We start from the raw sequence: 14,351 nt of genomic DNA on the forward strand, positions 1-14,351 counted from the left end.
TGATCGGCGAAACAGATCGAATTTAAAAAATTGATCTGCGAAAACGATCTGACTTTTAAAAACACCTCTGCCAGCATCTGCCTGAAATAACCCACACCTAAAAAGGGAATAAATGGACACGGCTATTGCGTTGCCGGTGGAGTTGTCACCGCAGAACGACCGGGATGTCAGTGAACTAGCCTGGTCTGTCGCCACCGGTGATGCCCGGCACACTGAGTCCGCCCGTAAGATTGCAGAACGCTGGATGGATAAGGGCGGCGACGTCTACCGGCGGGCAGGCAACATAGCAACAGGCTCTGGAAGAGCTGTATGGTACCGCTGCAAACGAGCTGATCTCACGCTGGAATCATCGGCGAGTGTTATTCGTGGGAGATGGCTGGCGAACCTGTCAGGCAGGGCGGCTCTTTCACCGACGCTATGTTGCACCGGTATTTCCACCACTGGCCCCCTTACGGTAACGGCAACCGTTATCTGAAACGTTAATAACACGTCATTTTAATAGATGCCCTGCAATACGGGCAGGGTGAACTATGTCTCAAATCCGTGCCGATACGATTACCGATCCCCGCCTTTATCCCTGGCTGGCTTTTATTATTGCTGCCGCACTGGTAGCAGCAATCAACATTCTGATTGCTCCCGTTCATCAGGCCTTTCATCGTGTACTGGTATTCATGATGCTGATGCTGAGCCTCGCGCAGATACGCTATACAGGCTGGCGTGGCTGGTTTTCATTAATCGTACTGCCTTTTATTGCGCTGGATTTAACGCTTACTCTCTGGGCCTGGTTCAGTTTCCACTCGGCGTTCAGTTACGGTTTCGCGCAAAGCGTGCTGGAAACCAGCGAGGATGAAGCACTTTCAATGCTGGGGTTGTACTGGCGATATGCGGTACTGTTTGCCGGAATGCTGGCACTGTTCTTGTTTAGCGTGTCATGCACGCCTGCTCTACCCCGCCGTTTCTGCCGCTGGCCCGTCATTGCCCTGATTGCTTTGCTGGCAGGCTACAGCGTGCAGGCAATCCTCCACCAGTTGCGTCGTAATAACCTGCAAAGCCCGGTGCAGCGGGTGCTGGACTCCACGCCACTTAGCAATGCAAATGTGTTTTTGCAGGCGATTCAGGACAGACACCTTATCGCCTCAATTGCTGAGAGCACCCCGCATTATCAGCTTGCGACGAGAGATACCGGGATCGATAACTATGTGCTGGTTATCGGTGAGTCTGAACGTACGACCAATATGAGCATTTACGGCTATGGGCGTGAAACCACACCAGAGCTGGAAGCACAGCGTAAGAACCTGCTGCTGTTTACTCAGGCCATCAGTGGTGCGCCGGTCACTATTACCGCCGTGCCGCTGGCGCTCACCGCTGACACACCGGAAAACCACGACATCAGTCACTACAGCGACAACATTATCAATGTGGCAAATCAGGCCGGTTTCACTACGTACTGGCTCAGCCGCCAGGGCAGCGGCGGTGCGCACAACAACGTCATTACGGCTATCGCTTCTGGCGCACATCACAGCCAGTGGGTGAATTCGGGCTACGACGATGCCCTGCTGCCACTGTTCCGCCACGCCCTGCAACAACCCGGTAAAAAACTCATCGTTCTGCACCTCTACGGTAGTCACGAAAATGCCTGTGACCGCTATCCGGTAAACGCTGCCGTTTTTACCGGTGGCAACCCGGCTGACGACTGCTATGACAACTCGATACGCTTCACCGATTCATTAATGGGCCAGTTGTTCAGTGAGTTACAGGGTTCCCGTTCCTCGCTGCTGTATTTTTCTGACCACGCCCTGATGCGCGAACCTGGTAAGGCTGTCGTGTATCACCATGCCGGAACACGCCCGCCTCACGAGGCATTACAGGTACCGATGTTTCTTTGGTTCAGCCCACAGGTCGCGGCGCAAAACACGACGGTCGGCGACGTGAATACCCTCTGGTCCACGGTCAACAATAACCGGCTCGCAGAGTTGTGGCTGGGGATCCATCGCCAGAACGCAGCGCCGGAAACCCTTTCTGGCTACCAGGGGCGAATGAGCGGCCAGGCCAGCGTCATGGACACCACTGGACGAGTGTATGACTGGAACGAACTCACGGAGCAGAAGCAATGAAAATAACGCTGATTATCCTCGTGGTTCTGACGCTGTGGCTTCCCATCGACTTTAACTGGGATCGCTTTCATCCCGATGAACCACCACTACGACGAATGCCCTTACGACTGACGGCAAATACCGTGGTGGCAGGATATTTCCCTGCTTCCCTCTTTATTTAACAACCCTGACGGAGTCTCTTATGTTTTTCAAAAACACCCTGACTGAAACCGACCTGCTCCACCGCATTCTGACCTTTCACCCTGCCAGCGCAGAGCCCCTGGTGAAATACCTGAAAATCGAAAAAGAGGTCGACCTGAAAGCACCGGATAAACGCCGCGCCGCAGAATTACTCATCAGCCATGCAAGAAAAATGGGCGGCCACGAACTCGCCAACCTGTGCCGCAGAGGCGAAGGTATTTCGTACAACGAGCTGGTGTACGACGTGGGTAAAAAGATGAAAGTCCCCGACATCAGTAAAATCAACACCGTGGAAGGTAATGAAACGCTGATACTTAAAAAGGCGCTCAGTGATGCGGTGGATAAAATGTCACCTGAGGAACGCGAGAAGTTTCTTGCCCGTATCGGGCTGGAGAACCGGGATATTCCCGTTGGCCCTGCGGGTGCCATTGTTGTACAGATGCTGCTCGCACAACTCGGGGTCAACGGCCTGTGTTACATCGCCTTTCTGCTGACGGATATGCTGTCAGTGGCCCTGCTGGGTCGCGTTGCCGCTTTAGGTGCATTAGTGGCAGTGGACGGTGTGGTTGCCAATGCCGCCGGGGTATTGCTCGGACCGGTGGGCTGGTTCGCAACAGGTGCCTGGCTTGCAAATGACCTTGCCGGACCGGCGTACCGCAAGACCGTGCCTTTTGTCATTCACTTTGCCGCACTACGCCAGCTGGTTAACCGGCAAATCAATATCTGTGTGACCGGCGACGGATCCACTGGCAAGGACTCCCTGATGCGTCAGGTGTTTGCCATCCCGGGTAACGTCAGTCCTGTCGCCGGTGCCACCTCGTCGATTGAAAGCCATCAGCTGAAAAACTGCCCGATGGCCTGGGTTCATAACCTGCCAGGTTTCAATGACCCCCGCGCAGCCGTCAACCAATGCACGGATGACTTCCTGCACGTTGCCGATGCTTTCCTGGTGGTGGTTGACCTCAACCGGGGTATCAGCGATGTCGATATCCAGGTGGTGAAACACATCACCCGCACCGCGCCAGATAAACCGCTGCTGATTTGCCTCAATAAAGTCGACCTGCTCCGACCGGATGCCGATATCGCTGAGCTGGAGCGGGTGGCGAAAAAACGCCTGGGGGCCCATCCCATGCTGAAAACAGCCTTCGACCCTGACCCACGCCTGGGGCAGCAGCCACTGGGTGCACATGACATCTTCGTCTGGATTTGCGACCAGCTTGAAGCCAGCGGTAAGGACGTGTCGCAACTGAAACAACAAGGCCTGTAGTCATCACCACGGGCGACCATTGTCGCCCTTTCTTACCGTCACGCTACGTCACTGACCGGAACGTTATGCCTGTAATCCCTGCATTATTCATCATCTTCGGTGTGCTCTGGCTACTGGTCAGGCACCCGAAGCGTTTTATTGTTCTGTGGATGCTGATGATGGGCATCGCCATTTTATTTATCGGCAGCATACTGTTTGTCGCGTTGTACCTGCGGCAGTGACCAGACTTCACCTCGCGCTGGACAAAGAGTATTGCGACAGTTGTTTGTTCGACATCAACCAGGAAATACGTGAAAAATGCGTACTTCCCGTACGGCAACACAAACCTCCCCACCGGGGTAAAAAATGTTTGTTTTACAATTCAACAACAATCAGAACTGACGACTGATCTGCAATCATTGCCACAAACTACCAGAACGTGACACTTTCACATCGTTGAGAATGCTGTATATTCAACCAGGCATTTCACTGCTATTCGCCGGGCACCTCTCATACCTCTCTTATTTTTCCTTATTACAAAACTCATATATTTGTCACAAAACAACATGCGATCCTCTCTGAAAATTTATCCCTACGTTGAACCCCGAACCAGTGCCATAACCCCCCTCACCTGCGATGGAAACGCTACGACTTTTTAGTTTCTCCCTCTGTCTTTGCTCTGCCTGGGGGAGCCCACTGGACACATGACCGCCTGAAGTCAACGAGCGGCCACCCGACATCCGTTACCTGGAAAAAGTGACGACCACGACTGGATTATCATCCGCATGCAGGTAACATACAAAGTAGTGAATATGTAAATAAAAGAAGAATAGTTGCCCCGTATTCTGGAGTCTAAAAACCCGGAGATCCCTTAGATTTGCTATAAGATTTTGACCGTCATTTTTGGTCAAAATCTTTCCCTGCGACAGCTCAACAGGAGCCAGAGACGAGCCCAAAGCTCGTCGTCGGCATAGCGCATCACGAGTCAGTGGGAGTGGCCCAACAGGCCAGACTCTCCACTGTAAAAGTGTGATCGACGTCTGACTGCGCCAGCCAACTATGCTCAGTTCGCGATAGCACTGGCTTCAGCTCACCAGCGTGTGAGGCAGCCCCTTTTACTCAGGCTGCCGATCACCTGTAAGCACACTGGCTATCTTTATGCGTGAGCCCGTTATCGCGCTCGGGTAGCACCTGCGTGACCTGCTGGCGTGCGCACTGCTCGTCATCAGGGCTCGTTGTGTGTGCTTATGCTACGCAGACCATCCGCCAGCCAGAGACTCCAGTTGCATTCAGGTCGCGTGCACGCAAAGCGGCTGTCTGCGTGTTCCCTGTAGCAATAGCGCTATCGACCTGCCTGACTTTTCGCTCGTACCAGCCAATGGTTGTATCAACTTTGCCTTTCTTTCTCATAAGCGCATAGCTGTGGCATTAAGCAGTGCAACTCCCTCAGACGTACCACCTTGCCTGGACAGAAGGGTTAGCTTTACTTTCAATTCTTACAGGAGGATTACAGGCTCTCTGGAGAAGATGTTGTTGTTCGATACCGTTTGCGGTTGATTGATACCTGTTAGTTTTTCTTGTCTATCGGTGAGAATGTTATGTGTTGTTGGTTGAATTCGAGTAAGGGGTGACTGGTAGTTAAAGGGGGAGCTTTGGCGGGTTGTTATTGGTAATTATGCAGCCTGATTGAGTCTAATATCGGCTATTTCTACACGATTCGCTGTAGATACCTACTTATTTCGTGTGAACTGGGTACCCGCTGGCTTGCGTATTGTCAGCAGAGGCATCTCACGCACGTCTCTATCAGGTTTTAACAGATTCTACGCGATCAGGTACCCTTCTAGCTGGTCTACGACTTAAAACGCTGTAGAACGCGGTTTATCCCCGCTGGCGCGGGGAACACTAGAACTGTTCCGCGCCGAGATAGGCGATCAGCGGTTTATCCCCGCTGGCGCGGGGAACACCAGCACGCCGCGAGCGTCGCTCCAGTAGCCATTGGTTTATCCCCGCTGGCGCGGGGAACACCCGCCGATAAGATTCAACTGGCGACGAACCATCGGTTTATCCCCGCTGGCGCGGGGAACACCTGGACTGTTGTTTTGACGTTACTCACCAAAACGGTTTATCCCCGCTGGCGCGGGGAACACTTTTTATGGGAATAGTCGTTTTAAGATTCATACGGTTTATCCCCGCTGGCGCGGGGAACACAGTCGAAGGTCGCCCTAAGCCAACAAAAGTGCCGGTTTATCCCCGCTGGCGCGGGGAACACTGTTGATGGTCATGTTGAAGAAGATATTAATACGGTTTATCCCCGCTGGCGCGGGGAACACCGGTCTGAGCAATGCGCAATGTGTTTTAGAGGCGGTTTATCCCCGCTGGCGCGGGGAACACTATGGAATGGTGTACCTCAACCACTAAGTGATCGGTTTATCCCCGCTGGCGCGGGGAACACGAACGCGCGTTCGGCGTGGGCGGCCTCGGTGACGGTTTATCCCCGCTGGCGCGGGGAACACCACCCTGCCCCGCATTACGCTACATCCGAGAGCGGTTTATCCCCGCTGGCGCGGGGAACACTTTTCTTCGGTGTCGGCCATAATGATTTTTCCCGGTTTATCCCCGCTGGCGCGGGGAACACAGTAAGTAGCGCAAGGTCTTTGTGCTTGATAGCGGTTTATCCCCGCTGGCGCGGGGAACACTTGTTGTACACAGCCCAGCTCAGAGCATCGAGCGGTTTATCCCCGCTGGCGCGGGGAACACGCGCACCAGCGGAACCGGTTAGCGCGAAAACACGGTTTATCCCCGCTGGCGCGGGGAACACAAAGTGAGTCGGGCGTTAACGAAACTGTAGCTCGGTTTATCCCCGCTGGCGCGGGGAACACATTGAGGAAATCAGAGAGACATAGCCCCCCAGCGGTTTATCCCCGCTGGCGCGGGGAACACTTTTCTGCCATCTGCATGTAATACTGCTTTTGCGGTTTATCCCCGCTGGCGCGGGGAACACTCTTCTCGGCGAGCTTTCAACCAGTTACCGCGCGGTTTATCCCCGCTGGCGCGGGGAACACGTTGATGAAGCAGCGCCAGCCGGAGCGGAGCGCGGTTTATCCCCGCTGGCGCGGGGAACACGTTGTCGGCACAGGGTAGGCAAATGTAGATTGCGGTTTATCCCCGCTGGCGCGGGGAACACCAGCATCACAACATGAACGACGCCGTAGCATACGGTTTATCCCCGCTGGCGCGGGGAACACCTGCAACAACCATCTGCATGGGGCTTGGTTTACGGTTTATCCCCGCTGGCGCGGGGAACACCTGCGCAAGGTTCGTCACCAGCGCGGCGTTTTCGGTTTATCCCCGCTGGCGCGGGGAACACCTGATAGCACCGATACAGAGGAACTCGACCCCCGGTTTATCCCCGCTGGCGCGGGGAACACTGCTCCGGTTGCTGTTCGTTATTCTGGAGATGCGGTTTATCCCCGCTGGCGCGGGGAACACGACAAGATTTTTCGCGTTCGAATGAGTCGAAACGGTTTATCCCCGCTGGCGCGGGGAACACAAATCATGCTGTTATGATTATCCCGTCACTACCGGTTTATCCCCGCTGGCGCGGGGAACACCTGCACCCGGACAGAGGCAGTAAATACAGCCACGGTTTATCCCCGCTGGCGCGGGGAACACCTTACGTCACCATCAATAATACCCTGATGTAGCGGTTTATCCCCGCTGGCGCGGGGAACACGGCGCGAACCGTCACCGTGAAACTGCCAATGCCGGTTTATCCCCGCTGGCGCGGGGAACACCTGTTTGTTGCTGATGGCATCAGCGTTGCGCGCGGTTTATCCCCGCTGGCGCGGGGAACACATTATTTTGCAGCATAGAATTTTGAGCATAAACGGTTTATCCCCGCTGGCGCGGGGAACACTTAAAGCTCCGTGGATGCCTGATGAGACTCGTCGGTTTATCCCCGCTGGCGCGGGGAACACATCTGTTTGCCGGCCGTGATGAACTGGAGCCGCGGTTTATCCCCGCTGGCGCGGGGAACACCGAGCTATTCCGCGTTGAGCTGCGCAATACCACGGTTTATCCCCGCTGGCGCGGGGAACACCAGATCGTCTCGATGTGTACAGCAACCCGAATCGGTTTATCCCCGCTGGCGCGGGGAACACAATAGCGCCTCTATAGCGTCGTTTAATACCGGCGGTTTATCCCCGCTGGCGCGGGGAACACACCAGACCGGGCATTCAATGCACTGACGGCGGCGGTTTATCCCCGCTGGCGCGGGGAACACTCCTGGACAATAAGCTGATTCGTCGTGATCGCCGGTTTATCCCCGCTGGCGCGGGGAACACCCCAGCATAACTATGAACGTTTACAGCCACCTCGGTTTATCCCCGCTGGCGCGGGGAACACGCGGCTTCTTTAGGAATGTTCTCCGTAATGCGCGGTTTATCCCCGCTGGCGCGGGGAACACATCACCGCGACGACAACGGGAAGATCGTAAAACGGTTTATCCCCGCTGGCGCGGGGAACACCGCTGCACCAACAGCACAGCCGCCGCGCTGGGCGGTTTATCCCCGCTGGCGCGGGGAACACGACGCATTAATGCAAAAGGTAACGTAGACATTCGGTTTATCCCCGCTGGCGCGGGGAACACAACAATTTTTCCATTTACCGTGCATGTTTTTCCGGTTTATCCCCGCTGGCGCGGGGAACACAATACATGGTCAGCGTCTACGGCATCAGGTGGCGGTTTATCCCCGCTGGCGCGGGGAACACCGAAGCAAAACGCAAAAGACACAATGCTGAGCCGGTTTATCCCCGCTGGCGCGGGGAACACAACTGCCAGCCGTTGTTCATCAGTTTATAAACCGGTTTATCCCCGCTGGCGCGGGGAACACCGAGGAACAATTCATAAAGCAGCTCACACCGACGGTTTATCCCCGCTGGCGCGGGGAACACTTATAAACGCTATACGCGATCACCCGATTGCGCGGTTTATCCCCGCTGGCGCGGGGAACACCTCTCGGGGGACGGTTGCCAACGTCTGATGAACGGTTTATCCCCGCTGGCGCGGGGAACACTTTCACACTTCATCGTTTGTCAGAATGGTATTCGGTTTATCCCCGCTGGCGCGGGGAACACCCATGCACAGGGCTGTAAGGCACTTTTGTTGGCGGTTTATCCCCGCTGGCGCGGGGAACACATTAACTAAAGTCATGCCACCCCTGGCGAAGTCGGTTTATCCCCGCTGGCGCGGGGAACACACTGTTGAACAAACGTTCCATGCGTTCACAGTCGGTTTATCCCCGCTGGCGCGGGGAACACTAACCTTTCCGCGTGGGGATGAGAAAAGGGGCCGGTTTATCCCCGCTGGCGCGGGGAACACGCAAACACAATGCGCTGATTGCGGTCTTTGGTCGGTTTATCCCCGCTGGCGCGGGGAACACTCATCACAGAGGATTAAGTAATGAGCAATACACGGTTTATCCCCGCTGGCGCGGGGAACACTCGACGGTCATCACCGTTTTTATGGCGCACAACGGTTTATCCCCGCTGGCGCGGGGAACACGAATCCAGAATGCCGAAGAGAATTGCGCGACCCGGTTTATCCCCGCTGGCGCGGGGAACACGCAAGCTGCAAGGTGATGAGCAATACGACCTCCGGTTTATCCCCGCTGGCGCGGGGAACACATCAACATCGGGCGCAGACAAATCAACAGCACCGGTTTATCCCCGCTGGCGCGGGGAACACTGCATTTTCCATGCCCTCCACCAGTTCGATCCCGGTTTATCCCCGCTGGCGCGGGGAACACTCAAGCGTCTTTTGAATAGCCGCCCATTGCTGCGGTTTATCCCCGCTGGCGCGGGGAACACTTAGAGACGGCCTGCAAAAATTTGATCGTCTGCGGTTTATCCCCGCTGGCGCGGGGAACACTAACATCGCAACAGCAAAAAGAGTGCATCAATCGGTTTATCCCCGCTGGCGCGGGGAACACCCGGCAGTTTGGTGCCAAACTCGATCAAGCCGCGGTTTATCCCCGCTGGCGCGGGGAACACGTTTCGTACCAGTTCCAGCTAACCGTGTAGCCCGGTTTATCCCCGCTGGCGCGGGGAACACTCCACAACGGTTTGTTTACCCCACCAACCGAGCGGTTTATCCCCGCTGGCGCGGGGAACACTAACATGAGAGCGCTGATAGGCCCACGGTAGACGGTTTATCCCCGCTGGCGCGGGGAACACTTAGTCGATCACTTCCAGCGGGTTTCGTCACGCGGTTTATCCCCGCTGGCGCGGGGAACACTCCTGATCCGAAAATTTTGTGGATTTGATAGCCGGTTTATCCCCGCTGGCGCGGGGAACACCTGCGCGTGATGTTCATGGCCCCGTATACCGTCGGTTTATCCCCGCTGGCGCGGGGAACACTTGAGCAAACGGCCAGAGATATGGGTATTGCTCGGTTTATCCCCGCTGGCGCGGGGAACACAATGGAAAAATTGTTCCGAGCGATTACGGCAACGGTTTATCCCCGCTGGCGCGGGGAACACGTGTTTTATTACGCCCTGATAACAGCGGGGCGCGGGGAACACAGATCGGGGTAGCCAACATCAAGGCTCACAACCGGTTTATCCCCGCTGGCGCGGGGAACACCTACCGTTTGAGGCTCGCAAAGAACTGCAGGACGGTTTATCCCCGCTGGCGCGGGGAACACTGATTTTTTCCCTTTTCCTCGGACGGGGAACCCGGTTTATCCCCGCTGGCGCGGGGAACACTCCAGACGACGCAGAGCCAGCACGCGCCCGGTCGGTTTATCCCCGCTGGCGCGGGGAACACCAACATTGCTGCGGTGTTCATTTCCAGAATCGCGGTTTATCCCCGCTGGCGCGGGGAACACCCATTCATCAAAGATTTAACCCCGCGCCCGGCCGGTTTATCCCCGCTGGCGCGGGGAACACACTGGAGAGGCATTCCCTGATGCAATGTCCGACGGTTTATCCCCGCTGGCGCGGGGAACACCAGAATTGAGGCTATAGAGCTACCCAATGCAACGGTTTATCCCCGCTGGCGCGGGGAACACTCTAAAACTATATCATTGATCTAAAAGGTTTTATCCTTTGATAAAAATTCCACCAACTTTTCCGGATTTTTAAGGAACAGTAACCTATTGATTTTCAACAGGATGGAAAGAGACCAATCTCAGTCCATCCAGTTCCACCGCCATGCGTCTGTTCTCACCCCATGTCTGGAAGTCAAAACCTGATTCATTATTCACCGCCCAGGCCATCACAACATTGCCCTCATCCGCTAATGTGGTGATCTGATGCCAGATCATTTCCCGCACCTTGCGTGAGGTGTCGCCGATGTAAACTCCGGCGCGAACCTCCAGCAACCAGACAGCGAGTCTCCCTCGCAGACGAGGTGGAACATTTTCAGTGACCACTACCAGCATGCCCATTACGTTACCCCCTGTGACCAGCATCACTCAGTGATACTGGTTCGGGAATAGCCGGAGGCTGGGCATCCTCAAAGGGTTGCGGTAGTTCAATCTCCCCAGCCGCCAGCACTTTTTCTATCAAAGGGATAAGGTGTGCCAGTGTTTTCTGGCTGCGGAAAATATCCCGACACGCCAGCCGAACCTCTTTATCAGGATGAGCGGGATGGCGGGAGGCAATGTCGAAGGCCACCGGGACGACGCCCTCAAATTTGACGATATCGGCAATATCATAAACGAAAGAGAGTGGCTTACCGGAATGCACAAAACCGATAGCGGGGGCATACCCGGCGGCCAGGATCGCAGCCTCGGTAATTCCATAAAGGCAGGAGGTGGCGGCGCTAATGCACTGATTCACCACATCTCCCTTTTCCCAGTCTTTCGGATCGTAGCGTCGTCCATGCCACTTCACGCCATAGCGTTTCGCCAGCAGCTTATAGGTCTGGCGCACGCGTGCCCCTTCTATCCCACGCAACTGTTCAACGGACCGGCGGCTGGGAGCGGCCTCCCCGAAGCGCAGCTCGAACATTTTACGCACCACTTTCAGGCGGAGATCTTCGTCCAACGCCAGCTTTGCCTGATAAAGCAGCCTGTCGGAACGCGCCCCTCCCGGCTGTCCACAGGCATAAAGACGGACACCCGCTTCACCCACCCAGACCAGCAATGTCCCGGTGGTCGCGGCAAGACGTACCGCAGCGTGCGAAACCCGCGTGCCGGGTTCCAGCATAATGCAGGCTATCGAGCCCACCGGGATATGCGTTCGTATCCCGGTTTTGTCTATCAGCACAAAGGCTCCGTCAACAACATCAATCTGCCCGTATTGCAAAAAGATCATCGAGGTACGATCTTTCATCGGGATCGGGCTTAAGGGTAGCCAGCTCATCGCTCCCCCCGTCGAATCAGCATCAGGCCGCAGCCCAGCGCCTTGCTTTTACCCAGCCCCTGATGCAGCACATGGGTAAAACGCGCCACATCCGTGATCCGCAAATGCCCCTCGAAATCAACGCTACCAAAAGTGACTGGTCGCTCCCCTGTCCGCCGGCTGAAACGTTGCTGACGGTAACTCAATACCCTGCTTTCATCGTCGATGAGCGAGAAACCATGCTGTTCCCCCTGACGTTGTAACCAGTCGTTTGCCGCAGCCACTTGCAGCGACCAGATCTGCCCGGATGACTGCTCCTCCTGCTTCGCATGATATTTAGCATCCATCATCACGTCGCTGCGCTTGCCTGCACGGGTGATGACCGGGTTAGCCCGCAGCGAAAAATGCAGCAGCATCCCTTCCGTCAGCTGGGGTTGAAAAGGTTTACTCTCAACGCAGAAGAGATTATGCGGTGTGAACGGAGCCGTTTCGGAAAGCAGATAAAAACGCTCGCCTCTCTGTGAAGGTTCATGGCGAAACAAAAATCGCCGCTCCTGCTGATCGCTAAAAAGCTGCCAGAGCCACTGGTGGCTGGCATAAGGAGAGGCACTCTGCCACTTCACCATCATTTCAGGCGTTAGCTGGCTCAGGTCGAGCGTGACGCGTGACAGAAACATTATTTTTCCTCCCTGAACGTGCCTGAAAACTGCCTGCGAGTGGTGAACTGCCAGCGCACTTTGCTCAGCGGCTGGTCGCTTCTCAGAACGGAGATAACCGGCGATACCCCCTGCTGCTCCCCTTCCCAATAGCAAAAATCGGCAGCCGGAAGCATCCCTGTTAGCTCAGGGCAAACCAGCGTTTGTTCCGCCTGGCGGAATACCTCTGCGAGCGTCCCCTCCAGGATCACTGGCGATAGCGGCAGCGCGGGTGGGCAGGATTTTCTCCCCAGATAGAGAGGCAATACCGGCTCCACCAATGCCGCTGCCAGTTTTTGCAATGCCAACGGGGCCCCTTCTGTTTCCTGAACAGCAATGTGGTAGTAGGCATCACAGCGATATTCACGAGTGGTGATCAGAGTGCCGAGCTCTTCCGGCGCCTGTGTCAATTCATCACGCCGGGTGGAGTACACTCGCTTGCGGCTCTGCCTGGGCACTTCTACTGTGTGATAGTCACGCAGCCACTGCTCGCAGGAGGAAAGCGGGCGTACGGCAAAGTGGTAGTGCCGAATAAACGCCTCCATCAGAGGTGCATCGCGCCGGATGCCGCACGCTGCGGCCAGCAGACCCAGCAACGCCGAACGACTGGGTACAGCGTTACTGTGCCTTACCTCGCCCACGGCCGCTTCGCCCCAGGACACGAGCGGTGCATAAAGCTGAAAAACAAGATAGCGGGACATCGCGACTCCTTACTGGCTGACAAATTCCAGCAGTTCCTGAAGCGAACCGTCGCCCGATTCCACGTTCATTTCGTAGTGACGTTCGCCCTCGCGTTGCCCATAGGCGCGTTCAAACTTCTGCCGCTGTTGTTGCAGGCGCTGGATAGCCTGATCCTGTTGATCCTCTCCGCGAACAGGATTGAAGAAGGCGACAGAGAGCGCGCGCGGCTGCTGACAACCCTTTTCGGCCAGCACATAAGAGGCGTAAGCACGAGAAGCAAAGCTATTCTGATTACCGGTGGGGGAAACGGTGATCGCCGTTTCGGTCAACGCTTTCAGGGTACGGGCCACCAGCGCTTCATCATGATTAAGGTTTTCCAGCAACAGATCGCGGCTAATGCAGATGTAGGAGTAAAACAGCGCCGATGCGAAGCCCTTCTCGCCCATGTGCGCTGAACCAGCGTCATCTTCTTTTCGGTTCAAATCATCGACAGCGGTGAAGAAATCGTCTTCGACCGTGACGGCGCTGACGCCAAGGGCGTGGGCCACCTGGCAGGCCGCTTCAACATTGAACTCCGGACTGGACGCCAGCATGCGACCAAACAAAGCAATATCCACCCCACTTGCGGTTTCACGCAGCAGTTTCAGCTCGTGCTCTTCCGGCTCACGCTTTTCTGCAATTAAGCGTTCAACCAGCTGGTTAATCAGCTGATATTCACTCGGGCTGATATGTACCAGCTGCTCAATGTTCAGGTTCTCTGGCGCTTTTGCGTTTTTATCCGCTTTCAGTTTGCCAAACTTCCCGGCAATCATTCCGGCGATCGACAATGCGTTCTTTTCATCCACTCCGCCCGCCCGCAATTGTTTATACACTTCACTGCCTAAACGGCGGGTGCGGATACCAATGTGCCCACTGAGGGCGCTTTCAAAAACCTCTGAAGTACGCCAGGCACGCTTAAGACTTTGTGAGGAAATCCGCAGTCGTTCCACCCCACCCATAATCGCCGTTTTCGGGCGCCCCGTATCATCACGGTTCAGGTTGGCAGGGGCGTATGCAGTCAGGATATGGAGCTGAATAAAAGTCGTCATGA

The 14,351-nt window shown here is 55.7% G+C and carries 9 protein-coding genes and 2 CRISPR repeat arrays; of the genes, 4 read left to right on the forward strand and 5 right to left on the reverse strand.

Going from position 1 to position 14,351, the window contains the following annotated elements; translation table 11 throughout:
• Positions 1–530: 530 nt before the first annotated feature.
• The 4 genes from SOM82_RS15465 (at position 531) to SOM82_RS15480 (ending at position 3,782) form a co-directional block, all read left to right on the forward strand.
• Positions 531–2,114, forward strand: coding sequence for a phosphoethanolamine transferase family protein (locus tag SOM82_RS15465; protein WP_320461318.1), 1,584 nt, complete (start codon positions 531–533; stop codon positions 2,112–2,114).
• The gene (locus tag SOM82_RS15470) at positions 2,111–2,275 is read left to right on the forward strand and encodes a hypothetical protein (protein WP_320461317.1); all 165 of its coding nucleotides are present in this window, start codon (positions 2,111–2,113) and stop codon (positions 2,273–2,275) included. The genes SOM82_RS15465 and SOM82_RS15470 overlap by 4 nt, the downstream gene beginning before the upstream one ends.
• A gap of 20 nt (positions 2,276–2,295) precedes the next feature.
• A complete protein-coding gene (locus SOM82_RS15475) occupies positions 2,296–3,561 on the forward strand; it encodes a GTPase (protein ID WP_320461316.1) in 1,266 nt (421 codons plus the stop codon).
• Positions 3,562–3,626: 65 nt separating this feature from the next.
• The gene (locus tag SOM82_RS15480) at positions 3,627–3,782 is read left to right on the forward strand and encodes a hypothetical protein (RefSeq protein WP_320461315.1); all 156 of its coding nucleotides are present in this window, start codon (positions 3,627–3,629) and stop codon (positions 3,780–3,782) included.
• 1,632 nt (positions 3,783–5,414) lie between these two features.
• A CRISPR array of direct repeats spans positions 5,415–10,080; the repeat unit is 29 nt; unit sequence CGGTTTATCCCCGCTGGCGCGGGGAACAC.
• 73 nt (positions 10,081–10,153) lie between these two features.
• Positions 10,154–10,609: direct repeats of the CRISPR family, unit length 29 nt; unit sequence CGGTTTATCCCCGCTGGCGCGGGGAACAC.
• An 84-nt stretch (positions 10,610–10,693) separates the two neighbouring features.
• Here the strand turns inward: SOM82_RS15480 and cas2e are convergent.
• Genes cas2e through cas7e form a run of 5 tightly spaced genes read right to left on the reverse strand, consistent with a single transcriptional unit; the run spans position 10,694 to position 14,349 of the window.
• Positions 10,694–10,987 carry a type I-E CRISPR-associated endoribonuclease Cas2e gene (gene cas2e, locus SOM82_RS15485; protein ID WP_320461314.1) on the reverse strand — a complete coding sequence of 98 codons (294 nt, stop codon included), beginning with the start codon at positions 10,985–10,987 and terminating at the stop codon, positions 10,694–10,696.
• 4 nt (positions 10,988–10,991) lie between these two features.
• Positions 10,992–11,906 (reverse strand): type I-E CRISPR-associated endonuclease Cas1e, encoded by a 915-nt coding sequence (cas1e, locus tag SOM82_RS15490; RefSeq protein ID WP_320461313.1) that lies wholly within the window; start codon positions 11,904–11,906, stop codon positions 10,992–10,994.
• Positions 11,903–12,562 (reverse strand): type I-E CRISPR-associated protein Cas6/Cse3/CasE, encoded by a 660-nt coding sequence (cas6e, locus tag SOM82_RS15495; RefSeq protein ID WP_320461312.1) that lies wholly within the window; start codon positions 12,560–12,562, stop codon positions 11,903–11,905. The genes cas1e and cas6e overlap by 4 nt, the downstream gene beginning before the upstream one ends.
• Positions 12,562–13,281 (reverse strand): type I-E CRISPR-associated protein Cas5/CasD, encoded by a 720-nt coding sequence (gene cas5e / locus SOM82_RS15500; protein ID WP_320461311.1) that lies wholly within the window; start codon positions 13,279–13,281, stop codon positions 12,562–12,564. The genes cas6e and cas5e overlap by 1 nt, the downstream gene beginning before the upstream one ends.
• Positions 13,282–13,290: 9 nt before the next feature.
• Positions 13,291–14,349, reverse strand: coding sequence for a type I-E CRISPR-associated protein Cas7/Cse4/CasC (cas7e, locus tag SOM82_RS15505; protein WP_320461310.1), 1,059 nt, complete (start codon positions 14,347–14,349; stop codon positions 13,291–13,293).
• Positions 14,350–14,351 lie beyond the last annotated feature (2 nt).

It is taken from the genome of Lelliottia sp. CFBP8978, assembly GCF_034046055.2.
GTDB lineage: Bacteria > Pseudomonadota > Gammaproteobacteria > Enterobacterales > Enterobacteriaceae > Enterobacter.